General features: G+C 71.8%; 19 protein-coding genes and 5 pseudogenes. 9 read left to right on the top strand and 15 right to left on the bottom strand.

Translation table 11 applies throughout. The annotated features are described in order from the left end of the window. Nucleotides 1-22: 22 nt before the first annotated feature. From AB0N14_RS18610 to AB0N14_RS18600, 3 genes are read right to left on the bottom strand one after another with little or no spacing between them, the layout of a single operon-like run. Nucleotides 23-1,096, bottom strand: coding sequence for a lactonase family protein (locus AB0N14_RS18610; RefSeq protein ID WP_366026749.1), 1,074 nt, complete (start codon nucleotides 1,094-1,096; stop codon nucleotides 23-25). 46 nt (nucleotides 1,097-1,142) lie between these two features. Further along, nucleotides 1,143-2,102: a sugar kinase gene (locus AB0N14_RS18605; RefSeq protein WP_366026748.1), complete on the bottom strand. Its 960-nt coding sequence runs from the start codon at nucleotides 2,100-2,102 to the stop codon at nucleotides 1,143-1,145. Then, complete coding sequence (locus AB0N14_RS18600) at nucleotides 2,099-2,767, bottom strand: bifunctional 4-hydroxy-2-oxoglutarate aldolase/2-dehydro-3-deoxy-phosphogluconate aldolase (protein WP_366026747.1); 669 nt, start codon at nucleotides 2,765-2,767, stop codon at nucleotides 2,099-2,101. Before AB0N14_RS18600 ends, AB0N14_RS18605 begins: the two co-directional genes overlap by 4 nt. Nucleotides 2,768-3,015: 248 nt before the next feature. Between AB0N14_RS18600 and AB0N14_RS18595 the strand changes: the two genes are divergently transcribed. Next, nucleotides 3,016-4,050, top strand: a complete 1,035-nt coding sequence (locus AB0N14_RS18595; RefSeq protein ID WP_366026746.1) for a LacI family DNA-binding transcriptional regulator — start codon at nucleotides 3,016-3,018, stop codon at nucleotides 4,048-4,050. 107 nt (nucleotides 4,051-4,157) lie between these two features. Then, nucleotides 4,158-4,313, top strand: a pseudogene (locus AB0N14_RS18590) (D-galactonate dehydratase); the annotation flags it as partial. A 134-nt stretch (nucleotides 4,314-4,447) separates the two neighbouring features. Here the strand turns inward: AB0N14_RS18590 and htpG are convergent. Beyond that, the gene (gene htpG / locus AB0N14_RS18585; protein WP_366026745.1) at nucleotides 4,448-6,355 is read right to left on the bottom strand and encodes a molecular chaperone HtpG; all 1,908 of its coding nucleotides are present in this window, start codon (nucleotides 6,353-6,355) and stop codon (nucleotides 4,448-4,450) included. A 232-nt stretch (nucleotides 6,356-6,587) separates the two neighbouring features. Next, nucleotides 6,588-7,703, bottom strand: a complete 1,116-nt coding sequence (locus AB0N14_RS18580) for a GNAT family N-acetyltransferase (protein WP_366026744.1) — start codon at nucleotides 7,701-7,703, stop codon at nucleotides 6,588-6,590. Nucleotides 7,704-8,163: 460 nt separating this feature from the next. Here AB0N14_RS18580 and AB0N14_RS18575 point away from each other — a divergent pair, with 460 nt between their 5' ends. After that, nucleotides 8,164-9,333 carry an MFS transporter gene (locus AB0N14_RS18575; RefSeq protein WP_366026817.1) on the top strand — a complete coding sequence of 390 codons (1,170 nt, stop codon included), beginning with the start codon at nucleotides 8,164-8,166 and terminating at the stop codon, nucleotides 9,331-9,333. A 107-nt stretch (nucleotides 9,334-9,440) separates the two neighbouring features. Then, nucleotides 9,441-10,175, top strand: coding sequence for a maleylpyruvate isomerase family mycothiol-dependent enzyme (locus AB0N14_RS18570; protein WP_366026742.1), 735 nt, complete (start codon nucleotides 9,441-9,443; stop codon nucleotides 10,173-10,175). On the opposite strand, the gene AB0N14_RS18565 is transcribed toward AB0N14_RS18570, so the two are convergent. Further along, nucleotides 10,168-10,575, bottom strand: a complete 408-nt coding sequence (locus AB0N14_RS18565) for a MarR family transcriptional regulator (RefSeq protein ID WP_366026741.1) — start codon at nucleotides 10,573-10,575, stop codon at nucleotides 10,168-10,170. The two genes, AB0N14_RS18570 and AB0N14_RS18565, sit on opposite strands and share 8 nt — an antisense overlap. Before the next feature lie 86 nt (nucleotides 10,576-10,661). Here AB0N14_RS18565 and AB0N14_RS18560 point away from each other — a divergent pair, with 86 nt between their 5' ends. Next, entirely contained in the window at nucleotides 10,662-12,143 is a 1,482-nt protein-coding gene (locus tag AB0N14_RS18560; RefSeq protein WP_366026740.1) for an MFS transporter, read from the top strand. A 71-nt stretch (nucleotides 12,144-12,214) separates the two neighbouring features. Then, a pseudogene (locus AB0N14_RS18555) lies at nucleotides 12,215-12,516 on the top strand (DUF6332 family protein). A 346-nt stretch (nucleotides 12,517-12,862) separates the two neighbouring features. Here the strand turns inward: AB0N14_RS18555 and AB0N14_RS18550 are convergent. Next, nucleotides 12,863-13,555, bottom strand: coding sequence for a TetR/AcrR family transcriptional regulator (locus tag AB0N14_RS18550; protein ID WP_366026738.1), 693 nt, complete (start codon nucleotides 13,553-13,555; stop codon nucleotides 12,863-12,865). Between the two features lie 245 nt (nucleotides 13,556-13,800). On the opposite strand from AB0N14_RS18550, the gene AB0N14_RS18545 reads away from it, so the two are divergent. Then, on the top strand, nucleotides 13,801-14,262 hold the full coding sequence (locus AB0N14_RS18545) for a nitroreductase family deazaflavin-dependent oxidoreductase (RefSeq protein ID WP_366026737.1): 462 nt from the start codon (nucleotides 13,801-13,803) through the stop codon (nucleotides 14,260-14,262). Here AB0N14_RS18545 and AB0N14_RS18540 read toward each other — a convergent pair. Continuing rightward, nucleotides 14,252-15,484: a geranylgeranyl reductase family protein gene (locus tag AB0N14_RS18540; protein WP_366026736.1), complete on the bottom strand. Its 1,233-nt coding sequence runs from the start codon at nucleotides 15,482-15,484 to the stop codon at nucleotides 14,252-14,254. The two genes, AB0N14_RS18545 and AB0N14_RS18540, sit on opposite strands and share 11 nt — an antisense overlap. A 211-nt stretch (nucleotides 15,485-15,695) precedes the next feature. Between AB0N14_RS18540 and AB0N14_RS18535 the strand changes: the two genes are divergently transcribed. Beyond that, nucleotides 15,696-17,066: a dipeptidase gene (locus AB0N14_RS18535; RefSeq protein ID WP_366026735.1), complete on the top strand. Its 1,371-nt coding sequence runs from the start codon at nucleotides 15,696-15,698 to the stop codon at nucleotides 17,064-17,066. Here AB0N14_RS18535 and AB0N14_RS18530 read toward each other — a convergent pair. The 6 genes and pseudogenes from AB0N14_RS18530 to AB0N14_RS18505 all read right to left on the bottom strand — a co-directional run. After that, nucleotides 17,049-17,393, bottom strand: a pseudogene (locus AB0N14_RS18530) (transposase); the annotation flags it as partial. The gene AB0N14_RS18535 and the pseudogene AB0N14_RS18530 sit on opposite strands and share 18 nt — an antisense overlap. A 5-nt stretch (nucleotides 17,394-17,398) precedes the next feature. Continuing rightward, a pseudogene (locus AB0N14_RS18525) lies at nucleotides 17,399-17,997 on the bottom strand (ABC transporter ATP-binding protein); the annotation flags it as partial. Nucleotides 17,998-18,298: 301 nt separating this feature from the next. Beyond that, complete coding sequence (locus AB0N14_RS18520) at nucleotides 18,299-19,342, bottom strand: NUDIX domain-containing protein (protein ID WP_366026734.1); 1,044 nt, start codon at nucleotides 19,340-19,342, stop codon at nucleotides 18,299-18,301. A 181-nt stretch (nucleotides 19,343-19,523) separates the two neighbouring features. After that, nucleotides 19,524-19,718 carry a hypothetical protein gene (locus AB0N14_RS18515; RefSeq protein WP_366026732.1) on the bottom strand — a complete coding sequence of 65 codons (195 nt, stop codon included), beginning with the start codon at nucleotides 19,716-19,718 and terminating at the stop codon, nucleotides 19,524-19,526. A 48-nt stretch (nucleotides 19,719-19,766) separates the two neighbouring features. Next, nucleotides 19,767-21,393, bottom strand: a pseudogene (locus AB0N14_RS18510) (IS200/IS605 family accessory protein TnpB-related protein). Nucleotides 21,394-21,599: 206 nt separating this feature from the next. Beyond that, nucleotides 21,600-22,553, bottom strand: coding sequence for an ROK family protein (locus AB0N14_RS18505; protein ID WP_366026816.1), 954 nt, complete (start codon nucleotides 22,551-22,553; stop codon nucleotides 21,600-21,602). A gap of 268 nt (nucleotides 22,554-22,821) precedes the next feature. Here AB0N14_RS18505 and AB0N14_RS18500 point away from each other — a divergent pair, with 268 nt between their 5' ends. Next, the gene (locus AB0N14_RS18500) at nucleotides 22,822-23,883 is read left to right on the top strand and encodes a LacI family DNA-binding transcriptional regulator (protein WP_366026731.1); all 1,062 of its coding nucleotides are present in this window, start codon (nucleotides 22,822-22,824) and stop codon (nucleotides 23,881-23,883) included. 51 nt (nucleotides 23,884-23,934) lie between these two features. Here the strand turns inward: AB0N14_RS18500 and AB0N14_RS18495 are convergent, their stop codons facing one another. After that, nucleotides 23,935-25,239, bottom strand: coding sequence for an aldolase/citrate lyase family protein (locus AB0N14_RS18495; RefSeq protein WP_366026730.1), 1,305 nt, complete (start codon nucleotides 25,237-25,239; stop codon nucleotides 23,935-23,937). Nucleotides 25,240-25,316: the final 77 nt, after the last annotated feature.

The raw sequence follows: 25,316 nt of genomic DNA, 5'->3' as shown, positions 1-25,316 counted from the left end.
GGCACGGAACCTTGCGGGTTTTTCAGAGGGGAAGCGTGCAGACCACCGACGGCAGGGACGCCGCCGGGGCGGGCTGTTCGAGGGTGCCGTCGTCCCGGACCCGCAGCGCGGCGAGGGTGCCGCTGTGCTGGTTGGCGACGAGGAGGTGACCGGCCGCCAGGGTCAGGCCGCGGGGCCAGGTGCCACCGCTGGGGACCTCGCCGATCGGCGTCAGGCCGGGACCGGTGATCCGGAACGCGGCCACCGTGTCCGCTCCGCGGTTGGTCACCCACACAAAGCGCCCGCACGGAGAGGCGACGATCCCGCCGGGATAGTTGTCGACGTCCTGGGCCGTGGTGGCGGGCACGGGGGAGGCCGCCGTCAGGATGCCCGTCCCGGCGTCGTAGCGGTGGCAGGTGACGGTGGAGGAGAGCTCGTCGGCGCTGAACACCAGCTCGCCGCCGGGGGCGAACGCGAGGTGGCGGGGGCCGGAGCCGGCGCGCAGCCGGCTCACCGCGGTCTGTGTGAGCGTTCCGGCGCGGGTGTCCAGCTCGTAGGCGAACACCGCGTCCGCGCCCAGGTCGGTGGCCAGGACGAAGCGGCCCGCCGGGTCGACGACGACCTGGTGGGCGTGGCTGCCCTCCTGCCGTCCGGTGACCGGGCCCGAACCCTCGTGCTCGACGACGTCGGTCGACTCGCTGACCCGCCCGTCCTCGTCGAGCCGGTGCACGGCCACGGTGCCGGGTGCGGTGTCGCTGCCGTAGTTGGCGGTCAGCAGCCAGCGGCCGTCGGGGTGGACGGTCAGGTGGCACGGGTTCGTCCCGCCGCTGGGGACCGGGGTGCCGAGGGGCGTGGGAGCGCCGTCGGGGTGCCGGGTGACCGCGGTGACGGTTCCGGGGTCGGTCTCGTTCGTGCTGTAGACGACGTCCAGGGTCGGGTGCGCCGCCAGGAAGGAGGCGCCGCTGACGGGCAGCGGTGGCAGTCCGCTCTCGGGGGCCAGACGGCCGCTCGCCGGATCGAAGCGCACGGCGGCGAGTCCGGCGCCGTCGCCCCCGGTGTCGGGTGTGTAGGAGCCGGTGAGGACGAGGAGGGGGCCGGACGAGGCAGGTGTGGGCATGGGGCTTCCCGGGGCTTTCCTTGAAGGGGGGCGGTGACGGGGCTGTTCAGCGGACGTTGTCGTCGTGGTGGTCGAGCAGGGCCAGTTCGGAGCGGTGGGGCAGGCCCTCCCAGTCGCCCGCGGTGCTGACCGCGAAGGCGCCGAGGAGGGCAGCCGTCCTCAGCCGCCGCTCGGGTGGTTCGCCCTCGATCAGTTCGGCGAGGTATCCGGCGGCGAAGGCGTCCCCCGCGCCCACGGAGTCGTGCACGCGCACGGGTATCGCGGGCTGCCGGTGCGGCTGTCCGTCGAGGAGGGCGAACGCTCCCTCGGCACCCATTTTGATCACGGCGCCGGACGGGCCGAGGTCGCGGATGCCCCGGGCGAGTTCCTCCGGGTCGTCGGTGCCGGGGACCGCGAGCCGGGCCTCGTGCGGCCCCGCGAAGACCAGGTCGCAGCGGCGCAGCAGCGGCAGCAGGGCGCTCCTGGCCTCCTCCTCGCTCCACAGCAGGGAACGGAAGTTGATGTCGAGTGAGATGGTCACTCCCGCGTCGACGGCGATGTCCACGGCCCGGGTGACGGCCTTCGCGGGGCCGTCGCCCAGCGCGGGTGTGATCCCGGTGAGGTGCAGGACGGCCGCGCCGGCGACGACGTCTTCGGGGATGTCCTGCGGGGACAGTCCGGCACCGGCCGTGCGGGTGCGGTAGTAGCGCGTACGGTGGTGACCGGCGGTGCGCCGTTCCTTCAGCATGAGCGACGTGGGGGCGGGGTCGCGTACGGCGAGGGCGGTGACCCCCTCCGCGCGCAGCTCGCGCAGGATGAGGTCGCCGAGCGCGTCCTGGCTGACGCGGCCGATCCAGACGGCGCGGCCGCCGAGCCGGCTGACCCCCACGGCGACGTTCGACTCCGCTCCGGCGAGCCCGAGGCGCAGATCGGCGCCCAGGGAGAGCGGGCCGGGCTGCGACGCGGACAGGGCCGCGAGGGTCTCCCCGACCGTCACCAGGTACGGCGTGCGCGGGGGGCTGTTCATCGGCCGACCTCCTCGGCCGCAGCGGTCGCCCCGACCGTGGCGAGCAGGGTGCGCGCCCTCTCGGTAAGCGCTCCCAGGGCCGTCGCACTCGGGTCCCGGTCCGCTCCGCGCAGCAGCGGCGAGCCGATGCCCACGGCGCAGGCTCCCGCGTCGATGTAGTCGCGCGCCTGGGCGATGTCCACGCCGCCGACGGCCATCAGCGGGATCTGCGGCAGCGGCGCGCGCAGCTGTCGCAGATGGGCGGGGCCGCCGGTGCAGGCCGGGAAGAGCTTGATCGCGGCGGCGCCCGCCTGCCACGCGGCGGCCACCTCGGTCGGCGTCCAGGCACCCGGGTAGCACGGGATGCCTCTCTTCGCGGTGCTGCGGATCAGAGCGGCGTCCACGACCGGGGAGACGAGGAACTCGGCTCCGGCCGCCAGCGCGTCACGGGCCTGGCCGGTGGTCATCACGGTACCGGCGCCGACCGCCACCGCGGGTCCGAGGTCGTCCCGGATATGGGCCAGGGCGTCGAGGGCACCGACGGTGGTGAGGGTGACCTCGAGGCAGGTGATGCCGCCGTCCGCGAGCGCCCGGGCCACGGCGGGCAGTGCGGAGGCGTCGGCCGACCGGAGGATGGCCATGACCCGGGTCCGGACGAGCTGCGGGGTGATGGAAGGACGCTCCATCAGCCCACCGCCCGGGGCGACTTGCCGGTTCCTTGCATGTCGGTCATGCGAAGTTCCTTTGGCAGAAGGTTCGGTGTCACGCCCGGTCGGCCGACGTGCCGGGCCACACGGCAGAACTCTTGTTGGGCTTCGCCAGATATATCGTCTATTTCCGTCTGAGGAAACCGGTTGACCCTGACTCCCGCGGACGTTAAGTTCCGTCGCCGGAACGTGTCAAGACCTCCCAATCCAGCGAGAGGGGTGCCCCGTTGGCGCAACAGCCCGTCCGGGCCAGGCTGGTGGACGTCGCACAGGCGGCCGGGGTCTCCAAGGCCACCGTGTCCAAGGTGCTCAACGGCCGCCAGGACCTGTCCGTTCGGCCGGAGACCCGGAGGCGCGTCCACGAGGCCGCGGAAGCGCTCGGCTACCGTCCCCACTCCGGGGCGCGGGCGCTGGCGGGTGCGAGTACCCACGCCCTCGCGCTGCTGGTCCCCGCCCTCACCAACCCGACGTACGTCACCATCGCCCGCGGCGCCTACCAGCGGGCCCGTGACCTCGGCTATCTCTCCCTGCTGGCCGAGGACTTCGACGGGCAGGAGGCGGACGAGTCCTTCAACGACCTGGTCCAGGAGGGCCGCGTGGACGGACTGCTGATCGCCTCGGCCCGCCCCGGTCACCCCCTGCTCGACGCTCTCCGCCGCAGTCCGGTCCCGCACGTCTTCCTCAACCGGTCGGTCGACGGGTCCGGCCGGAACGTCACCATGGACGTGGCCCGCTCCAGCGTCACCGCCCTGGACCACCTCTACGGCCTCGGCCACCGCGCGGTCGGCCACATCGCCGGTCCGCCCGGCATCACCCCCAGCGACACCCGCAAGCAGGCGTTCCTGCGACACGCCGAGGAGCTCTCAGTCGCCACCGCGGTCGCTGCCGGCGACTTCACCGAGGACGGCGGCGTGTCCGCGGCACTGGAACTGCTCCGGCCCGCCGACGGCCGCACGCACCCCCCGGTCACCGCGCTCTACACCAGCTCGCTGGCCCAGGCCATCGGCGCGATGGGCGCGATCCGGAGCCTGGGGCTTCGGATACCCGAGGACATCTCGGTGGTCGGCAACGACGACCTGCCCGTCGCCGGGCACCTCCACCCGCCGCTGACCACCGTGGCCATGCCCCTGTACGAGCTGGGAACCGCCGCCGTCGACGCCCTCGTGGCCACCATCCAGGGCACGCCGCCGGGAGACGTGGTCGTACCCACCGATCCGCACCTGGTGCTGCGCGGTTCCACCGCACGCCCCGACACACCGTGACCGCCGCTCTCGCCCGCTTCGCGGGCCGCACCGCCCTGCTCCTTCGTCACCGGTCAGAACCTGCTCGTGGACGGCGGCCGCAGCATCACCGCCCACGAGTGACATCTCCCTTCACGTTCCGCGACGGCTACATCGAGCGCCTGACCGCGCCCGGCCTGGGCATCACCATCGACGAGGACGCGGTCCGTGCCGCCGCCGAGAGCGGGCACCGCCGGCGCAACCCGGTGTGGCGCAATGCGGACGGGTCGCTGGCCTCCTGGTAGCCCCGGTCAGCGCCGGACCGGAGGCGTGAGGACCGCAGGACGCAGTCGCGCGGCCCTTACGCGGAGCATTCGGGGCGACCCGCGCGACCCACACGACCCGGCGCCCCGAACTCCCGCCGCTCCGGCCGACGGAGCTACAGCGTGCGCTCCAGGCGGTCCGCCACCAGCTTCACGAAACGCGCGGGTTCCTTGGGCTGGCCGCCCTGCGCGAGCACCGCCAGGCCGTGCAGCAGTTCGGTGGTCTCGGCGAGCACGGTGCGGTCCTCGCGTTCCTTGTACGCCTGGTTCAGGCCCTTCACGAGCCGGTGGTCGGGGTTGAGTTCCAGGATCCGCTTGGTGCGCGGCACCTCCTGGCCCATCGCCCGGTACATGTTCTCCAGGGCCGGGGTCAGGTCCTGCGCGTCCGAGACGATGCAGGCCGCCGACACGGTGAGGCGCGACGACAGACGCACCTCCTTGATGTCCTCGTCCAGCTGCTCCTTCATCCAGCCGAGCAGACCCGCGTATTCCTCGGTCTGCTTCTCCCGCTCGTCGTCGCCCTTCTCGTCCCCCCGCGCGCCGAGGTCGATCTCACCCTTGGTCACGGACCGCAGCGCCTTGCCCTCGTACTCGCCCACGGCGTCGACCCACACCTCGTCGACGGGGTCCGTGAACAGCAGCACCTCGATGCCGCGCTCCCGGAACGCCTCCATGTGCGGGGAGTTCTCGATGCTCTGCCGGGACTCGCCGGTGATGTAGTAGATGTCCTCCTGCCCGTCCTTCATCCGCTCCACATAGCTCTTCAGCGTGGTCGGCTCGTCGTCGCCGCGCGTGGTGGCGAACGAGGAGACGGCGAGGATGGCGTCGCGGTTCTCGGGGTCGGTGACCAGCCCCTCCTTCAGGACGGCACCGAACTCCCGCCAGAAGGTGGCGTACCGGTCCGGGGCGCCGGTCATCATGTCCTTGACCGTGGACAGGACCTTCTTCGTCAGACGACGCTGCATCATCCGGATGTGGCGGTCCTGCTGCAGGATCTCGCGGGACACGTTGAGCGAGAGGTCCGCCGCGTCGACGACGCCCTTGACGAAGCGGAGGTACGGCGGCAGCAGCGCCTCGCAGTCGTCCATGATGAAGACGCGCTTCACATACAGCTGCACCCCTCGCTGGAAGCCCTGCGTGAACAGGTCGTGCGGGGCGTGCGACGGGAGGAACAGCAGGGCCTGGTACTCGAAGGTGCCCTCCGCCTGCAGCCGGATCGTCTCCAGCGGATCGCGCCAGTCGTGGCCGATGTGCTTGTACAGCTCGTGGTACTCGTCGTCGGACACCTCGTCGCGCGAGCGCGCCCACAGGGCCTTCATCGAGTTCAGCGTCTCGGGTTCGCGCGCGCTCTCGTCGCCCTCTGCCGTGGCCGCCTGGGAGACCAGCCGGATCGGCCAGGTGATGAAGTCGGAGTACCGCTTGACGATCTCCCTGATCTTCCACTCGGAGGCGTAGTCGTGGAGCTGGTTGTCCGGGTCCGCCGGCTTGAGGTGCAGGGTGACCGCGGTGCCCTGCGGCGCATCGTCGACCTTCTCCAGCGTGTACGTGCCCTCGCCGCGGGACGTCCAGCGGGTGCCCTGGCTCTCGCCGGCGCGGCGGGTCACCAGAGTCACCTCGTCCGCCACCATGAAGCCGGAGTAGAAGCCGACTCCGAACTGTCCGATGAGCCCCTCGGCTCCGGCCCCGTCCTGGGCCTCCCTGAGTTCCTTCAGGAACGTCGCCGTGCCGGAGTTGGCGATGGTGCCGATGAGCTGCCCGACCTCTTCGTACGACATGCCGATGCCGTTGTCCCGCACGGTGAGGGTGCGGGCGTCCTTGTCGATCTCGATCTCGATGTGCAGGTCGGACACATCGGCATGGAGCGTGTCGTCCCGCAGCGCGGCGAGGCGCAGCTTGTCCAGCGCGTCGGAGGCGTTGGAGACGAGCTCGCGCAGGAAGACATCCTTGTTCGAGTAGACAGAGTGGATCATCAGCTGCAGCAGCTGACGGGCCTCGACCTGGAACTCAAACGTTTCGGTCGACATGGTTCGCGGTTACCTCACTGGTCCCTGAGTCGCCAGAACTGGTGGGAGTCACTGTAAAACACCACGTCGGGACCGAATCACAGTCTTTGCGCCGACCGTGCGGCGGCGCGCCGCCGGCTCGATCGGGGGCCGCCGGGCTCCCGGCACGGCGGGAACGCGGTGCCGGGGGGCCGCCGGGCTCCCGGCACGGCGGGAACGCGGTGCCGGGAGCCCGAGAGGTGGGAGGGCTCGCTCACCGCACGCGGGTCTCCGCCCTGCAGGAGTCGGCCCCGCGCGATGTGCGCAGGGTGCCGACCGTCTTCAGCAGCCGGTCGGCCGGTCTCCGCAGCTCGGGGTGGGCCAGGACCGTGTTGCGCAGGCCTCGCACCGGCCTGCGCCACAGCCGGTACGCCGCCGCCACCGGGTGGGGGCGGGTGGCGAACCCCTCGCCCACCCGCAACTCCCGGGTCTTGAGCCAGTCCTTGTACTCCTTGTCGCCCCGCCCCAGATCCACGAGCGTCACACCGTGCCGGGCCGCCGCCTCGGCGAGCCGGATGTGCATCATCAACCCGGGTGAGTAGTAGCGGAGTTCGGGGTCGTAGGCGGTGAACCAGGCCGCGAGCACCGTGCTGGACCTCGGCCCGAAGTGGGCTGCCATCGGCCGGTCGCCCGCGTACAGCACGGACAGCACGCCGGTGAAGTGCTCCTCGCGGACGCGGGAGAGGTGGTCCACCAGGTCGACGATCCACGGCCGCGAGAACCGGTCCATCCGTCCGGTGCGGCGGTACTGGGCGGACTTCCACTGCATCAGCGTGCGCAGCGCCCGCGGATCGCGCTCGTCGAAGACGAACCGCACCTCGCCGACGCCGCGCCCCACGCGGCGCTCCTTCTTCAGGACCGTCTTGGCCAGCCCCGGATATGTGCCGCGCAGCCAGTGCGGGTAGTCGCCGTCGCCGGGCTTCACATCGATCACCGGTGAGGCGAACGTCCCCGTGACGTGTCGGCCGAAGGGTTCCTGCTCCTCGACGAGATGGTCGAACTCGAAGATGGACAACCCGCATGCCTGCAACAGGTCCCGCACGTCCCAGGAGATCCCGGGTCGGTGCACGAGGGCCTGGCAGTCGGACAGGCCGAGACCGATGGCCCGGCCCACGCCCAGGGCGTTGCGCTCGTACGGGAGGAATCCGACGGGCTCCCCGTCCTCGCTCAGCACCGCCACCCGTGCCCCACCGCGGTACCGGCCGATCCCGGTGGCGAACTCGGGCGCCAGGAAGGGATTGGCGTATTCCGGCGACGCGTCCATGGCCTGGTGCCAGGCCCCGCGCAGCGCGTCGCTCAGCTCGTGCGGCCGGTGAATGGTGATGTCCACCTCACATCAACCGCCCTTCCGCAGGCTCCGCGAGGAACGTGCCGGTGACGGCACAGCCCGGCAAGGCACGGTGGCGACTACTCATGGATCTGCTCGTGGATCGCATTGGACGACCGCTCCCCCCTGTGACGCTGTCCGCGTCCTGTCACTGCTTCGGGCCCCTGCCGGCCCACGCCATGTACGCGCTCGTTCCACGATCGAGGACCGGGACGGGACACGTTCGGCAAGGATCAAACGTCGCGAAACAGTGCGCACGCTGTCAAGAGTGCCTACCGCAACGAAAGTTCGCGCGCGAGACGTTCCGTTCGGCCGGCTCAGGGCCGCCCGCCTCCCGGACTCCCCGTTCCGGCGCGTGCGACGCCCGGCTCGGCCGGTGTCCACCGTCGCCTTGCACAGCCCGGGAGTCCTCTCCTAGCCTCATTTTGTGCCGCTCATAAACAAATCGATCCTGCACAAAGGCGTGCCGGGCAGCGACCTCACCCGGCTCCGTGTCGCCCTCACCGCCTTCTTCGCCCTCGACGGCTTCGTCTTCGCCGGTTGGGTCGTACGTATCCCCGACGTCAAGGAGCAGACGGGCGCGTCGGCGAGCGCCCTGGGGCTCGCGCTGCTCGGAGTGTCCGCGGGCGCGGTGATCACGATGACGCTCGCCGGCCGGCTCTGCCGCCGGTTCGGCAGCCATCCGGTGACGGTCGTCTGCGCGGTCCTGCTGTCGCTGAGCGTGGCCCTGCCCCCGCTCACCCACTCCGCACGGGCGCTCGGCGCCGTCCTGCTGGTCTTCGGGATGGCGTACGGAGGTATCAACGTCGCGTTCAACAGCGCCGCCGTCGACCTGGTGGCCGCACTGCGACGGCCGGTCATGCCCAGCTTCCATGCCGCGTTCAGCCTGGGCGGCATGGTGGGCGCCGGGCTCGGCGGGCTGGTCGCGGGATCGCTGTCGCCCAGCCGGCACCTGCTCGGGCTGACCGTGACGGGCCTGCTCGTGACCGCGGTCGCCGGGCCCACGCTGCTGCGTCAGCGGCCTCCGGAACCGCCGGACAGGACGCGGCCCGAGGACACCGCGCCGCACCGCCCCGGCACCCGCACACGGGGGCTGGTCACCGTGTTCGGCCTGATCGCGCTGTGCACCGCCTACGGTGAGGGCGCTCTGGCGGACTGGGGCGCGCTGCACCTGGAACAGGACCTCGACGCCCAGCCCTGGGTGGCGGCGGCCGGTTACTCCTGCTTCGCGCTCGCCATGACGGTGGGCCGGATCAGCGGCACCACGCTCCTGGAACGGCTCGGCCGGGTCCGTACGGTGGTGGCCGGCGGCGCGACGGCATCGGCCGGCATGCTGCTCGGCTCGCTCGCGCCGTCGGTGTGGGCGGCCCTGATCGGCTTCGCCGTCACCGGCTTGGGCCTCGCCAACCTCTTTCCGGTCGCCGTGGAGCGTGCCGGTGCGCTCGCGGGCTCCGGCGGAGTCGCGGTGGCCTCGACACTCGGTTACGGCGGCATGCTCCTCGGCCCGCCCGCCATCGGGTTCATGGCCGACTGGTTCTCGCTGCCCACCGCGCTCACCAGCGTGGCGGTCCTCGCGGCCGTCGCCTCCGCGATCGCATACGGGGCGCGCCACGCGACCGCAGGCCGCCTGTGACCGGAAGAGGCCGTCGAGGACTTCACACCGGCCGGGGCGGCCCAGGTCGCCCTTGATGCCGGGGTCGCTCTTGCCCTGGAGCACGCTTCATCCGGCACACTCGCCGCATGGAGACTGCCGAGTTCGTGCGAGCCCTGGACCGGGAGGGCCGGCTGCTGGCCGCGGCGGCCGAGGAGGCGGGTACCGAGGCGAAGGTGCCGACCTGCCCGGGCTGGCAGGTGCGGGATCTGCTGCGGCACACCGGCATGGTGCACCGCTGGGCAGCGGCCTTCGTCGCCGAGGGGCGCACCTCGTACCACCCCGACGGCGGGCTGCCGGACCTCGACGGCACGGAGCTGACGGCCTGGTTCCGGGAGGGGCACCGCCACCTCGTCGACACCCTCTCCTCCGCCGCGCCCGACGTCCGGTGCTGGCACTTCCTGCCCGCGCCCTCGCCGCTGGCCTTCTGGGCCCGGCGGCAGGCGCACGAGACGACCGTGCACCGGACCGACGCCGAGTCGGCGCGCGGCGGTACGTCCGCCGAGATCGACCGGGAGTTCGCGGTGGACGGCATCGACGAGCTGCTGTGCGGCTTCCACGCCCGCTCCAAGAGCAGGGTCCGCAGCGAGGAGCCGCGGGTGCTGCGGGTACGGGCCACGGACGCCGACGGCGCGGTGTGGACCGTACGGTTGTCGGGCGAGCCTCCCGTGACCGAGCGGGGCGGGAGCGGCGACGCCGACTGCGAAGTGTCCGGGCCGGCCGCGCGGTTGTATCTGTCGCTGTGGAACCGGCTGCCGTTCCCGGAGGTGACCGGGGACGCCTCCCTCGCCGCGCTGTGGCGCGAGAGGTCCGCCGTCACGTAGGGCTGAGCATCCTGGTCAGCACCGCGCGCTGCACCGGCCGCACTTCGCCGTGCAGGGCGCGGCCCTTGTCGGTGAGCGTCACCCGCACACCCCGCCGGTCCTCGGTGCACAGGGCGCGCTCGACCAGACCGTCCTTCTCCAGGCGGGCGACCAACCGTGACAGTGCGCTCTGGCTGAGGTGGACCCGCTCGGAGATCTCCTGGACGCGGTAAGCACAGGAGCCGTCCGCCCCCGGACCCTCGGACAGCACGTCCAGCACTTCGAAGTCGCTGGCGCACAGGCCGTGCTGGTGCAGGGCGCGGTCGAGCTCGCACTGGGTGCGGGCGTGCAGCGCCAGGATGTCGCGCCACCGGTCCACGAGCGCGCGGTCGGGAGTGTCCGCCTCGTCCTTGGCAGCCATGGCCGCACCGTAGCAGAGAACCGGCTTTGTTGCATCCGAATTAAATGCACTTGCATTGAATGCAGATGCATGAAAGTCTCCTGGATATGACCTCTCCGCTCACCACACCCGCGTTCGAAGGACGCTGGACCCCCCGGCTGTGGGGCACCCTGCTGGTGCTCTGCGCCGCGATGTTCCTCGACGCACTGGACGTGTCCATGATCGGCGTCGCCCTGCCGTCCATCGGGACCGACCTCCATCTGACGACGTCGACGCTCCAGTGGATCGTCAGCGGCTACATCCTCGGCTACGGCGGACTGCTCCTCCTCGGCGGACGCACCGCCGACCTGCTCGGCCGGCGCCAGGTCTTCCTGGTGGCTCTGGGCGTCTTCGCGCTCGCCTCGCTGCTCGGCGGGCTCGTCGACTCCGGCCCACTGCTGATCGCCAGCCGGTTCATCAAGGGCCTCAGCGCCGCGTTCACCGCACCGGCGGGCCTGTCGATCATCACCACGACCTTCCCCGAGGGCCCGCTGCGCAACCGCGCCCTGTCGATCTACACCACCTGCGCCGCCACCGGCTTCTCCATGGGCCTGGTGCTGTCCGGCCTGCTCACCGAGGCCAGTTGGCGCTTCACCATGCTGCTGCCCGCGCCGATCGCACTGCTCGCCCTGATCGCCGGCCTGAAGCTGCTGCCCCGCAGCGCACGCGAGAAGGACCACAACGGCTACGACATCCCCGGCGCCGTCGTCGGCACCGCGTCGATGCTGCTGCTCGTCTTCACCGTCGTCGAGGCGCCGCACGTCGGCTGCGCCTCCACCCGCACGCTGCTGTCCTTCCTCGCCGTCGCCGCGCTCCTCACCGTCTTCGTCCTGGTCGAGCGACACTCGGCGGGACCGTTGGTCCGGCTCGGCGTGCTGCGCTCCGGCAACCAGGTCCGCGCCCAGCTCGGGGCGATGGCCTTCTTCGGCTCGTACGTCGGCTTCCAGTTCCTGGTCACGCTGTACATGCAGTCGCTGCTCGGCTGGTCCGCGCTCCACACGGCGCTCGCCTTCCTGCCGGCGGGCGCGCTGGTGGCCGTGTCCTCGACGAAGGTCGGCGCGATCGTGGACCGCTTCGGCACCCAGCGGCTGATCGCGGTGGGCTTCGCCCTCATGGTCGTCGGATACGCCCTGTTCCTGGGCGTGAACCTGCACCCGGTGTACGCGGCGGCCATCCTGCCGAGCATGCTGCTCATCGGCGCGGCCTGCGCCCTGGTCTTCCCCTCGCTCAACATCCAGGCCACGAACGGCGTCGACGACCACGAGCAGGGCATGGTGTCCGGCCTGCTCAACACCTCCGTCCAGGTGGGCGGCGCAATCTTCCTCGCCGTCGTCACCGCGGTGGTGACCGCCAATGCCCCCGCGCATCCCTCGGCGCAGGCGGTCCTCGACAGCTACCGGCCCGGCCTGATCGTGGTCACGGGTATCGCCCTGGCAGGCCTGCTGATCACCCTCACGGGCCTGCGCACGCGCCGGACACAACGGTCCCTGGTGGTCGCGAAGTCCCTCCAGGAGGAGGCGAGCGTGGAACCGGTCGGGGTCCGCGACTAGGGGGACGCCTCCCCACGTACGCCCGGCGGGGTTCCTCGCCCCGCCGGGCGTACGCCTGTTTGACTCGGGACATGGACAACCACGGTGGGCGTTCGTCCGGGAGCGGGCGTCGTACACAGGCGCAGCGGGACGCCATCACCGTCGAGATCGGATACGCCCTGTGCGGCGCGGTGTTCGCGGCGGCCCTGGTGTTCGGGGCGGTGGCGGGGCCCGCCTTCGGGCTGTCGGGCGGCACGCGGCACACGCTCGTCGTCTCGGGCATCGCGGTGGCGTCCGTGCTGTTCGTCGTGCGCGTCGTCAGCGTGCTGGCCGCTTCGGTCGCGGCGTGGGCGCTCAGCCCAGCCAGCCCGGTCGTACCAGCCCCGACTCGTAGGCCAGCACGACCAGTGCCGCTGCCGCCACAGCAGCGCTCCCGAGGCGACGACGACCAGCACGTAGGCGAGGACGTCGAGGGACGCGCGGTGGCCGTGCTGGTTGCGGGCGGAGAAGTGCGTGCCGACGACCACGAAGACGGTGAACAGCAGGGTGGAGCGCCAGGGCAGGCGGGAGCCGCGGGGCTCGTGCCTCCACCACGGCGGTCCGTGCCACCGCCACGGGGCGTCTGCGTGCTGCTGCTCCATGCCGTTCACGCTAGACGCCCCTGACGGGGGACGGCGTCGACCGGGCGAGGTGATCACGGGTACTCCCCGGGGAGTACGCCTACGGGACCACCGGGCCCACTACGGGAACACCAGGCCCACGCCGTGCGCGAGCTGGGCCGCCGCGTGCCGGAAGAACGTCGCGCGGTCCTCCACGACGTTGTTGAACTGCCCGAACAGCTCGAACCCCACCAGCCCGTACACCTGCGCCCAGGCTGCGACCAGGGCCGCGACCGCCTCGGGCGGCAGGTCGGGCGCCAGCTCGCCGGCCATGCGCCGGGCTTCGGGCTCGAGCTCGGCGGGCACCGGGGTGCGGGCCACGCCGCGCTGCCGGTACGCGTCGCGCACGATGCCGATCATCAGGAACCCGACGCGGGAGGCGGCCGGGACGGTGTCCTGAGGTGCGGAGTATCCGGGCACGGGCGAGCCGTAGATGAGCGCGTACTCGTGCGGATGCGCCAGCGCCCAGGCGCGCACGGCCTCGCACACGGCGACCCAGCGCTGGGCGGGGGCGGCGTCACCGGCCTGCGCGTCGGCGGCCTCGGCGGCCTCACCGAGGGAGTCGTAGGCGTCGATGATGAGCGCGGTGAGCAGGTCGTCGCGGCTGGGGAAGTAGCGGTAGAGCGCGGAGGAGACCATGCCCAGCTCTCGGGCGACGGCGCGCAGGGAGAGCGCGGCGGCGCCTCCTGCGGCGAGCTGTCTGCGCGCCTCGTCCTTGATGGCGGCGGTTACCTCCATGCGGGCGCGGGCGCGGGCTCCTTGGGGGATGTTCATGCTGGGCAGTCTGCCACGGTTCCGGAGCAGTGCGCACAAACGAGAGCGGTGCTCTGACGTGAGCGGTGGGCGCACGGGAGAGAGGCGCACGCAGACTGGGGCGCCACTCGCCAAAGGAGCCGCGCCCCAGCCTGAGAGCGCCGCCCCGAAAAGAGAGCACTGCTCTTGCGCTGGATCACCGATCTCGCGCACACTGCTCTCGAGCGAGAGCACCGCTCACACTTCCAGGCCCCAGGAGGCCCGCCATGTCCGACGCCCGGTCCGCGCACGTCCAGAAGCCCGGCTGGTTCACCGTCAACGTCTTCAACCGCGCCGTGGCCTGGCTGACCCGCCGCGGCATCAGTGTCTGGGGCTCCCGGGTCCTCGCGGTCCGCGGCCGCAAGACCGGCGAGTGGCGGACCACCCCCGTCAACCTGCTGACCGTGGACGGGCAGCAGTATCTTCTCGCCCCCCGCGGCCATGTCCAGTGGACTCACAACATGCGCGCCGCCGGCGGCGGCGAGCTCCGGCTCGGCAAGCACGTCGACGCGTTCACAGCCACCGAGATCGCCGACGACGACAAGGTCCAGCTGCTGCGCGCCTACCTCAAGCGCTGGAAGGCCGAGGTCGGCGTCTTCTTCAACGGGGTCGGTCCCGACTCCCCCGACGCCGACCTGCGCCGTATCGCCCCCGACCACCCCGTCTTCCGGATCACGGTCACGAGCTGACTTCGCCGCCCGCCGGCCGCCGGTCCAGCGCGGTCAGGGCGCGCTGGGCGATCGGGCGGGTGCGGACGATCTCGCCCAGGGACGTGGCCCCCCGCGTGATGTCCTTGAACGCGTTCCAGGCGGGCCGGAAACCGGTCAGCGCCGCGTGGAAGAGACCGGGGCGGCGTTCGAACGCGGTCAGCAGCCGCTTGCCGACGCTCATCTCGACGCCCAGGCCGGCCTTGATCGCGAAGGCGTAGTTCAGGGCCTGACGGCGCGTGTCGACCGCGTCGTGCGCCTCCGCGATCCGTACCGCCCACTCCCCCGCGAGCCGCCCCGACCGCAGCGCGAACGAGATCCCCTCCCGGGTCCACGGCTCCAGCAGCCCCGCCGCGTCCCCGCACACCAGCACCCGCCCACGCGACAGCGGCGAGTCGTCGGCGCGGCAGCGGGTCAGATGCCCGGAAGAAATGCTCGGCCGGAACCCGGCGAGTCCGAGCCGGGCGATGAAGTCCTCCAAGTACCGCTTGGTCGCGGCGCCTTCACCACGCGCCGAGATCACGCCCACGGTCAGCGTGTCACCCTTCGGGAAGACCCAGCCGTAGCTCCCCGGCATCGGCCCCCAGTCGATGAGGACCCGCCCCTTCCAGTCCTCGGCGACGGTCTCCGGAACCGGGATCTCCGCCTCCAGGCCGAGATCCACCTGGTCGAGCTTCACCCCGACATGGGCTCCTATCCGGCTGGCGCTGCCGTCCGCACCCACCACGGCCCGGGCGAGCAGCGTCTCGCCGCCCTGCAGGACGACGGCGACCGTGCGCCGGTCCGGCACCGCAGAGCCGTGCTGCTCGACCCGCGACACCGTCGCCCCGGTGCGCAGCTCGGCGCCCGCCTTCTGCGCGCACTCGACGAGCTGCTGGTCGAACTCCGGCCGGTTGATCAGCCCGAACAGCATCTGCTTGGAGCGGCGGGTGCGGGTGAATCGGCCGTTGTTCGAGAAGGTGACCGCGTGCACCCGGTCGCGCAGCGGCAGCTCGAAGCCGGGCGGCAGGGCGTCGCGCGAGGGGCCGATGATGCCGCCGCCGCACGTCTTGTAGCGGGGCAGCTCGGCCTTCTCCAGCAGCAGCACGCTGCGTCCCGCGACCGCCGCCGCGTAGGCGGCCGAGGCCCCCGCGGGTCCCGCGCCCACCACGACGACGTCCCACACCCGCTGCACGCCGTCCGCCGAAGAGTTCTCGCCGCTCACGATGGTCTACTGCTCCCGATCAAGCCGCCTGCCGCATCTGTCCCCCGCATCCTACGGCCGCGTCCTCACAGCCCGCTGTGGGAGGATCTGCAGCGTATGCGCCCTGCGCCGGCATGCGCGTACGCCCGAAGGACCGCCCGTACACACCCGCGCACATACACAGCAGAGGTACTCATCGGTACCTGAGTCGCAACCTACGAGGAGCAGTTCCATGTCGTCGAATCCGGTCGCCGAGACCATCGCCTCGCTGATGCCCAGGGCGAAGGAGGAGCTCACCGAGCTGGTGGCCTTCAAGTCGGTGGCGGACTTCGACCAGTTCCCCAGGAGCGAGAGCGAGGGCGCCGCGCGGTGGATCGCCGACGCGCTCACCTCCGAGGGCTTCCAGGACGTGGCGCTGCTCGACACCCCGGACGGCACGCAGTCGGTCTACGGCTACCTGCCGGGCCCCGAGGGCGCGAAGACCGTGCTGCTCTACGCCCACTACGACGTGCAGCCGCCGCTGGACGAGACCGGCTGGACCACGCCGCCGTTCGAGCTGACCGAGCGTGACGGCCGCTGGTACGGGCGCGGCACCGCCGACTGCAAGGGCGGCGTCATCATGCATCTGCTGGCGCTGCGCGCGCTCAAGGCGAACGGCGGCGTGCCCGTGCACGTCAAGGTCATCGCCGAGGGTTCGGAGGAGCAGGGCACGGGCGGCCTGGAGCGGTATGCCGAGGAGCATCCCGATCTCCTCGCGGCCGACACGATCGTCATCGGCGACGCGGGCAACTTCCGCGCCGGTCTGCCGACCGTTACCACCACCCTGCGCGGTATGACCCTGGTCCGCGTCCAGATCGACACCCTCGAAGGCAACCTGCACTCCGGTCAGTTCGGCGGCGCGGCGCCCGACGCGCTGGCCGCGCTGATCCGTGTGCTGGACTCGCTGCGCGCGCAGGACGGTTCGACGACCGTGGAGGGCCTCGACGGAGAGTCTCCGTGGGAGGGCCTGAGTTACGACGAGGAGCAGTTCCGCAAGGATGCCAAGGTCCTCGACGGGGTGGAGCTGATCGGTTCCGGGTCGGTCGCGGACCGCATCTGGGCGCGCCCGGCCGTGACCGTCCTCGGCATCGACTGCCCACCGGTCGTCGGTGCGACCCCGTCGGTGCAGGCGAGCGCGCGGGCGCTGATCAGCCTCCGGGTGCCGCCGAGCGTGGACGCGGCCGAGGCGACGAAGCTGCTCCAGGCCCACCTGGAGACGCACACGCCGTGGGGCGCCCGGGTGCGGACGGAGCAGATCGGGCAGGGCCAGCCGTTCCGCGCGGACACCTCCAGCCCGGCGTACGCGGCGATGGCCGAGGCGATGGCGGTCGCGTACCCCGGTCAGGAGATGAATTACTCGGGCCAGGGCGGCTCCATCCCGCTCTGCAACACCCTCGCGTCGCTCTACCCGGGGGCGGAGATCCTGCTGATAGGTCTGAGCGAGCCGGAGGCCCAGATTCACGCGGTCAACGAGAGTGTGTCCCCGCAGGAGTTGGAGCGGCTGTCGGTCACGGAGGCGCTGTTCCTGCGGAACTACGCGGCGAGGTCAACTACCCGTCGCTGAAGCGACAGGGCTTGCACAGCGGGCGTCACTGGCGGTGACGTGCCGTTTGCGTCCAGCCTCACCCGTGGGTTCGAGGGGGGGGGCCGTTGACTGGGCCCCGCGTCGCCACAACTCCCACGCGCGTGCGCGGATGCTGCGGGAGCCGTTCGGGTCCGCGGGTTCAACGAATCCGCAGGACCGGCACGCGAACCAGGCCTGCGAGACCCGGTTCGCCCTGTCGATGTGGCCGCACTCGGCGCAGGTGCGGGAGGTGTACGCCTGATCGACGTACACCACCGGCACCCCCGCCCGGCGGGCCTTGTACGCGATGAACGACTCCAGCTGGGCGAGGGCAGCGCGGCGAGCGCCCGGTCGAGGACGATGTCCTCGCCGCGTGCCTCGACCGTCGGCACCTCGGGAAAGTGACAGGCCGTCAGATGCCCCTCCGGGTTGGCCGTGAGGCGTACGAGCGGCGGCCCGTCGGTCGCGCACTTGTCCTGCGCCTTCCAGCAATGGGTGCGGAATCGTCATCCCGAGGGCGGGTCGATCGGGGACGGCACGTCGTCGGCCAGGCGGATGCGCTCGCGCCGCTCGGTGCTGTCCGGATCGGCCCCGGGAACGGCGGACAGCAGTGCGTGCGTATATAGGGGTGCCGAGGCCGTGTGTAGTGCGTCTCCCGGTCGGCGACCTCGACGATCTTCCCCAGGTACATCACCGCGACCCGTTCGGAGAAGTGGCGGACGACGGCGAGGTCGTGGGTGATGAAGACGAAGGCGATACCGAACTCCCGCTGCAGGTCCTGCAGCAGATTGACGACCTGGGCCTGGATGGACACGTCCAGTGCCGACACCGGTTCGTCGGCCACGACCGGCTTCGGCCGCAGGGCGAGTGCGCGGGCGATGCCGATGCGCTGGCGCTGGCGCTGGCGCTGGCCGCCGGAGAATTCGTCAGGGGGTCCTGCGACGGTTCGCCGGCCGGGAGCGTTTCTTGGCCGTCGATTGGCGCAACGCTGCGTGGAGAGGTCGGACACGCCCGGCTCACGGGGCGGGCCACTGGCTGACGGCTCGATCGTCGCCGCAGGTGGCGATGTCCCTCGAACCCTTCTGCCCCGCCTTGGAGTTGAATTCACACCCGGACGGGGCAGGCGTCCTCACACTTCTGCGGGAACTCTACGATCCCAGCGAAATCGCCGGGCCTTATTAAGAATTCTCAGAATTGCCGCCGCCGTCCGAGGGCAGGCGGGTCATCGGCTCTCAGCCGAGCGGAATTCCTGCTTCGAGGTACAGCGCGGCACCGCGTTCGCGCGCCCGCAGTGCCCAGCGGAGCCGTTCGTAACGCACGGGCGGAAGCAGATCGGCCGCTTCCTCTTCCGTGACGAACCGGCAGTCGCGCAACTCCGGGCCGGGCAGCAGGAGTCGGCCGGCTTCCTCGCTGTCGAGGCGGCCGCCGTCGAAGAGGAGGCGCAGGCCGCCGTAGCCGGGCGGCGCGGGGGGCTCCCAGTCGAGGACGAGCAGCCGGGGGACCTCTTCCAGCCTGATCCCGGTCTCCTCCTCGACCTCGCGCATCCCGGCGCGCGCGGGCGCCTCGCCGGGTTCGACGACTCCGCCGGGGAACTCCCACCCGGCCTTGTAGGTGGGGTCGACGAGCAACACGCGGTCCCGTTCGTCGAACAGGAGCACACCGGAGGCGACGGTCTCGGAGGTCGGCTCGGGTGTCTGCACTATCTCGCAGGCGGGTGCCTGGCCGGTCCGCACGGCCCCGGCGATCCGCAGGGCGGCCTCGTACGGGGTGAGGGCACTGGTGTCGACGGGGTGCGCGTCGGCGGCGAGCCATGCGGCGAGCGCGGTGCGATAGGGCTCGATGTGGTCGTACGACCACTGGCGGATGCGCATCTCCCCGTCGGGGAGGTCGGGCGGGACCTCCCGGCCGGCTATGCGCTGGCGCAGGATCGTTTCGGCCGGAGCGAGGAGGATATGGCGTACGGGGATGCGCCGGGCGGCGAGGCCGCCGAAGATCTCGTCGCGGTACTCCTGGCGCAGCAAGGTCATCGGTACCACGAGGACACCGTCGAGTTCGGCGAGCATCGCGGCCGCGGTGTCGATCACGAGCCGTCGCCAGATCGGCAGGTCCTGGAAGTCACCGACCTCGGCGAGGCGTTTCGGCGGCAGCAGTTGGGTGAGCACTGCGCCGATGACCTCGGGGTCGAAGAGCGTGCTGTTCGGGATCAGTTCGATCAGTTCCCGTGCGGTGGTCGTCTTCCCCGCACCGAACGCACCGTTGATCCAGACGACGGTCACGGTTCCCCCTCTTCTGTTGGCCCCCTGGGGCTTGCCCGCTCCACCCTGCCACGGAAACCCGGCGCTGATGAGGGCGCCTAGGCGTGGCCGAGGTCACCACCACCGTGGCCGCCGGGCTCCGCACACTGCGGCGCCGGGCCCCCACCGTCCGGGGGCACCGGCGCCGCGACGTCGGCTCCCCTCAGCCGTCCTGCCCCAGGGCATCGTCGTCCACGGCCAGGCTGTCCTGGCCGATGGTGTGGTCGACGGCGCCGAGAGTGTCCTTGACGCTCAGATCTCCGAGCCTGTCGTGGTCGGCGGCAGGGGAGGGGCTGACGGCGGCCACGACGAATCCGGTGGCGAGGGAGGCGATGGCGAGCATGCTGCGCTTCTTCATGCCCTGTTCAACTGCCGAAGGACGCCGGGGTCACGCAACGGACTGTTCCTAGAGACTGAGCGGGAGTGAGTCCTGTTGCCAGGATTCGTGCTCAGCCGTGTGCCCCGAACGGTTGTGGGCACCCTGGTCGCCCGCTTTCGCTCCGCTTCCGGCGCCGGCGGATCGTGTCCGTGGTCCGGGAATGCGGGGGCGGGTTCCCTCACGCCCCAGGACGGCCGGTGCGGCCTGGACGGTCCGATGCCCCGCACGATCGCTCCGGTCGTGTGGGGGCGGTGCCGTCCGTCGCCGGATCGGGTGTCCCAGAGCGCGCCTTCCGATCGCCACGGCTGCAGCCTGGTGGCGGGTGGTCTTGGCGTTGTCGTGGTTAGGGGCTTTTGCCAGTGCTGGGCGCCGAAGCGGCTGGTGTAGGCGGGGTCGACGGCCACGAGGGTGACGCCGAGCTCGGCGGCCATGGACACCAGCCTGGCGCGCAGCTTGGCGGTGGGCAGGCCGGAGATCAGCTTTCGGAACCGCTTGCGCCGCCCGTGCTTCTCGCGCGTCTTGTCCGCTTGGAAGTCCAGGTCCTCGATCGCGAGGGCCAGGCCGTACCGCTTGGCCCAGTGCAGGAGCCGGGTCAGCGCGTGCCGCACCTGTGCGTCGCGGTGCGCTGCGGTGCCGGTCAGGTCGTAGTTGAACCTGCGGGGCTCACCGACCGGGTTGCCGTGGGCGTCCAGGCGCCATGCGGCCAGGTGGTCGGCGTTCATGTCCACACCGATCAGCCCACCGGCCCCTACCGCTTCCAGCGGCACCGTCTTCACGGGCGGCATCTGCCAGGAGGCGGTCAGATACCAGCGGTCGCGGCCGACGTCGTAGTGGATGCGGTAGGCCACGGCACGGTTCGCCGCGATCCGGTCGGCCCACTGCTCGCCCCGATGCCGGAAGCCGGCCCGGCAGGCGAGCACGTACCGGCCGTGCGGGGCGTTCGCCAAATCGGCCAGCGGCGCCGGGAGTTTGATGCTCACCTCCCCGTTAGGGGTGACGCGGATCGTCTCGTTCCCGTAGCGCTTCCCCGACTCTCCATCGGCCTGGAGGAACCAGCGCTCGGCCTGCCACCGCAGCCGCCACTCCCTCTCCGGCAACTGGGCGGCTTCGAGGTGGTGCCGGGTGCCCAGCAGTTTCTTGCCGCCTCGCACCACCCGCACACGTCCGGCGTCCCGGTCGGCCCGCTCCCGCTCCAGCCGGTCTTCCAGCAGGGGCAGACGCCGGGACTTGGCGAACCACTCCTGCTTCGAGCGGTAACCACCCGGCGCCCCCTTGGAGCCCTGGGCCCCGATGGGCAGCGACAACCGGTGCGTGATCACGTCGACGCCTGCTTGGAGGTTCTGGATGCCGGCGAGCTGTCCACGCCTGGCCAGCGCCCACTGGTCGTGCGTGACTTTCGTGATGCTGCCCGCCCACCGGGACGAGGACTCCACGGTCAGGGCACGCTTGCGCTGCGCCCACCGCTCGCTGTCATGGTCGAGCCCGGCCGCGCAGCGGGCCTTCAGACCCCGGGAGGCCACGGAAGAGAGCAGGACACCGACCAGGCGCAGGACCTTCCCGTCCTGTGCGGTCAGCCCCTTCAGGCTGACCGGATGGCCACCCCGGACGGGCCGGGCACCACGAACGAAGCCGCCACCTGGCGCAGCCCACCCATCCCCCCACCCCCTGCCCGGTGCCCAAGAACCCCTCACCACACCCAACGAACACCACCCGGCGAAGGTCACGCATTCGATGCAAGAACTCCCGTTCCCCACCCAGGCCCGCGCACAACGTGGCCGAGATGCTCACTCATGCACGCCAGAACGCGTCCAAGCGCCCTCAACCAGCAGCAGTTCCCAACCCCGGCCGAGCTCTTCAGCTTCACACCCCGGCAGCCGTCGCGTCCGTGCCCTTCGTCAGCGCTGCGGCAGCCGCGCCCACCAGGCCCGCGTCCGTGCCCATCAGCGCAGGCGCCACCGTCAGGCGCTGGACGAAGCTCAGCGTGGCGTAGTCGGTCAGGGCTTTGCGCAGGGGGGCGAACAGGAGGTCGCCGGCCCCGGCCACTCCCCCGCCGATAACCGCGATGTCGATCTCGACCAGCGTCGCGGTCGCGGCGATCCCCGCGGCCAGCGCCTGAGCGGCCCGCTCGAAGGACGCCACGGCCACCGGGTCGCCCGCACGGGCGGCGGCCGCCACCGCGGCGGCCGAGGTGTCCCCGTCGGGCCCCGGCCGCCAGCCGTCCTCCAGGGCGCGGCGCGCGATGTTCGGCCCGCTGGCGATGCGCTCCACGCAGCCGCGCGAGCCGCACGGGCAGGGATCGCCGTCCAGGTCCACGCTGATGTGCCCGATGTGGCCGGCGTTCCCCGTCGGGCCCGGGTGCAGCCGCCCGCCCAGGACCAGACCGCCGCCGACCCCCGTCGACACCACCATGCACAGCGCGTTGTCATGGCCGCGGGCCGCGCCCTGCCAGTGCTCGGCGGCGGTGATGGCCACGCCGTCGCCGATCAGCTCGACGGGCAGGCCGCCCGTCGCCGACCGGACCCGCTCCACCAGCGGATAGCCGCGCCACCCCGGTACGTTGACCGGGCTCACCGTCCCCGCGGAGGCGTCCACCGGCCCCGCGCTGCCGATGCCGACGGCACGCGCCCGCTCCCAGAACGGGGAACCCGTCAGCTCCCGTATGACGTCCTCGACGGCCCTCATCACGGTGTCGCCGTCCTCCTGCGCGGGCGTCGCGCGCTGTGCGCGCAGCAGGATCCGGCCGTGGCCGTCCACCAGCGCTCCGGCGATCTTGGTGCCGCCGATGTCGAGCGCAGCCACGAGGTCGGTGTGCATCAGTGTCAGATCTCCCAATGCGTGAGTGGTATCGGCCCCGGCGTACGGCGTGCGGTCGCCGCCGCCGGGTCCGGGCGCCGGGCACGAGCGGACAGGGAGCCCCCTGGGGGAAGGCGCGGGCCGGAGAGTGCGGTGGACAGTCTCCCCCGCATCTGACAACGTTGTCCAGGCCCTATGCTCGACGCCACATCCTCATACAACCCCATGGAATCCCGGTAGAGCCCGGGACCGACGCATCTTCCGTGGACGACAGACAGGACAGCGCATCGTGCCCGAGACCGCCCGCCGCACCGGCCGCCCCGCAGACCGCCACGCCGGGACCCGCTACGGCAACCGTCCGACCATGAAGGACGTCGCGGCACGCGCAGGGGTGGGTCTGAAGACGGTGTCGCGCGTGGTCAACGGCGAGCCGGGGGTCACCCCGGACACCGAGCGCCGGGTCCAGGAGGCGATAGAGGCGCTGGGGTTCCGGCGCAACGACAGCGCGCGGGTGCTGCGCAAGGGCCGCACCGCGAGCATAGGCCTGGTCCTGGAGGACCTCGCGGACCCCTTCTACGGGCCGCTGAGCCGCGCCGTCGAGGAGGTCGCCCGGGCGCACGGGGCCCTGCTGATCAACGGCTCCAGCGCGGAGGACCCGGACCGGGAGCAGGAACTGGTCCTGGCGCTGTGCGCGCGCCGCGTGGACGGGCTGGTCATCATCCCGGCGGGTGACGACCACCGCTATCTGGAGCCGGAGATCAAGGCGGGCGTCGCCACGGTGTTCGTGGACCGACCCGCCGGGAGGATCGACGCCGACGTGGTGCTGTCCGACAGCTTCGGCGGCGCCCGGGACGGAGTCGCCCACCTCATCGCGCACGGCCATCGCCGGATCGGCTTCATCGGCGACATGCCGCGCATCCACACCGCGGCGGAGCGGCTGCGCGGCTACCGGGCCGCCATGGAGGACGCGGGCATACCCGTCGAGGACTCCTGGATGTCCCTGGGCGTCACCGATCCCGAGCGGGTGCGCCGGGCCGCCGAGGCGATGCTCGAAGGGCCCGCCCCCGTCACCGCGGTCTTCGCGGGCAACAACCGCGTGACCGTCACCGTCATCCGTGTCCTGGCCGCGCACAGCCGTCCGGTCGCCCTCGTCGGCTTCGACGACATCGAGCTGGCCGACCTGCTCCAGCCCGGCGTCACGGTCGTCGCGCAGGACGCCGCCGCCCTCGGCAGCACGGCCGCCGAGCGCCTGTTCCGCCAGCTCGACGGCACGCTCATCACCCCGGAACGCATCGAGCTTCCCACCCGGCTGATCACCAGGGGCTCGGGCGAACTGCCGCCCGCCGACTGAGGTCCCGCCCGAGGCCGCGGCTGCACGCCACTGCCGAAGCCACAGCGCCCGTCACTGCGCCGAGGCCGTGAGGTCCCCTCGCCTCGGTGCCGCGAAGCCCTCCAGGTCAGTTCGGGTCAGGCCGGTGGCCCGCGTGACCTCTCCCGTGTCCAGGGCGCCGCAGTCCAGCCCCCGCAGCAGATAACCGCTCAGCGCCTTCGCCGTGGCCGGTTCGTCCAGGACGTCGCCGGCGGTGCGGTCGGCGTAGCGGGCGAGACGTGCCGCGGCCTGCTGGAAGCCCTCCCGGTAGAAGGCGAAGACGGCCGCGTACCGGGTGGGAAGGTGGCCCGGATGCATGTCCCAGCCCTGGTAGTAGGCGCGGGCCAGCGCCCGTCGGGTGAGCCCGTAGTGCAGCCGCCAGGCGTCGCGGACCTGCTCGGTAGGGCCGACGGGCAGGACGTTCGTGGAGCCGTCCGACAGGCGGACGCCGGTGCCCGCCGCCGCGACCTGCATGACCGCCTTGGCATGGTCGGCGGCCGGGTGGTCGCTCGCCTGGTGGGCGGCGGACACACCGAGGCAGGCGCTGTAGTCGAAGGTGCCGTAGTGCAGTCCGGTGGCGCGGCCCTCGGCGGCGTGGATCATGCGGGCGACCGTGGCGGTGCCGTCGGCGGCGAGGACGGCCTGGCTGGTCTCGATCTGGATCTCGAAGCCGAGGCGCCCCGCATCGAGCCCGTGCGCCTTCTCGAACGCCTCCAGCAGCCGCACCATGGCGGTGACCTGCTCCGGGTACGTCACCTTGGGCAGCGTCAGCACGAGCCCGTCCGGCAGCCCGCCGACCTCCATCAGGCCGGTGAGGAAGATGTCGAGCGTGCGGATGCCCCGATCGCGTACGGGCGCCTCCATGCACTTCATACGAATGCCCATGTACGGGGCGGCCGTGCCCTCCCGGTACGCCTGAGCGATCAGCCGTGCCGCGCGGGCGGCCGACTGGTCCTCCTCGGCGTCTGGGCGCGGCCCGTAGCCGTCCTCGAAGTCGACGCGCAGGTCTTCGATCGGCTCGCGCTCGAGTTTGGCGCGGACGCGGTCGTGGACCGGCTCGGCGAGTTCGTCGCCGAGACCGAGGACCGAGGCGAACAAGGCGGCGTCCGGGGCATGTTCGTCGAGGGCGGCGAGGGCCCTGTCGCCCCAGGAGCGCACGGTGTCGGCGGCGAAGACGTCACCGGGGACGTAGACCGTGTGGACGGGCTGGCGGTTGCCGGGGTCGCCCGGGTAGCGGCGGGCCAACTCGGCGTCCACCGGGGCGAGGGAGGCACTGATCTCCTCACCGACGGCACCCGCGAGGCTCGTCGACACCCGCTCCTGCCGGCCCTGGCCCATTCCACACCCCTCCCGCTTTCCACTGCACGGAATCAACAATCCGTAGAGCGAAGCTATCCATGGCTCTTGCCGCCGGT

This window comes from Streptomyces sp. NPDC051104, assembly GCF_040682835.1.
Lineage (GTDB): Bacteria > Actinomycetota > Actinomycetes > Streptomycetales > Streptomycetaceae > Streptomyces > Streptomyces cynarae.
Note: the sequence above shows the minus strand (reverse complement) of the source record. Positions and strands in the feature narration are given on the sequence as shown.

Bases quoted from the DNA above. Each gene is read 5' to 3' on its own strand.
- AB0N14_RS18610 (WP_366026749.1), bottom strand. From the start codon at position 1,096: ATGCCCACACCTGCCTCGTCCGGCCCCCTCCTCGTCCTCACCGGCTCC.
- AB0N14_RS18605 (WP_366026748.1), bottom strand. From the start codon at position 2,102: ATGAACAGCCCCCCGCGCACGCCGTACCTGGTGACGGTCGGGGAGACC.
- AB0N14_RS18600 (WP_366026747.1), bottom strand. From the start codon at position 2,767: ATGGAGCGTCCTTCCATCACCCCGCAGCTCGTCCGGACCCGGGTCATG.
- htpG (WP_366026745.1), bottom strand. From the start codon at position 6,355: ATGTCGACCGAAACGTTTGAGTTCCAGGTCGAGGCCCGTCAGCTGCTG.
- AB0N14_RS18570 (WP_366026742.1), top strand. From the start codon at position 9,441: ATGGAGACTGCCGAGTTCGTGCGAGCCCTGGACCGGGAGGGCCGGCTG.
- AB0N14_RS18565 (WP_366026741.1), bottom strand. From the start codon at position 10,575: ATGGCTGCCAAGGACGAGGCGGACACTCCCGACCGCGCGCTCGTGGAC.
- AB0N14_RS18560 (WP_366026740.1), top strand. From the start codon at position 10,662: ATGACCTCTCCGCTCACCACACCCGCGTTCGAAGGACGCTGGACCCCC.
- AB0N14_RS18550 (WP_366026738.1), bottom strand. From the start codon at position 13,555: ATGAACATCCCCCAAGGAGCCCGCGCCCGCGCCCGCATGGAGGTAACC.
- AB0N14_RS18545 (WP_366026737.1), top strand. From the start codon at position 13,801: ATGTCCGACGCCCGGTCCGCGCACGTCCAGAAGCCCGGCTGGTTCACC.
- AB0N14_RS18535 (WP_366026735.1), top strand. From the start codon at position 15,696: ATGTCGTCGAATCCGGTCGCCGAGACCATCGCCTCGCTGATGCCCAGG.
- AB0N14_RS18515 (WP_366026732.1), bottom strand. From the start codon at position 19,718: ATGAAGAAGCGCAGCATGCTCGCCATCGCCTCCCTCGCCACCGGATTC.
- AB0N14_RS18505 (WP_366026816.1), bottom strand. From the start codon at position 22,553: ATGCACACCGACCTCGTGGCTGCGCTCGACATCGGCGGCACCAAGATC.
- AB0N14_RS18495 (WP_366026730.1), bottom strand. From the start codon at position 25,239: ATGGGCCAGGGCCGGCAGGAGCGGGTGTCGACGAGCCTCGCGGGTGCC.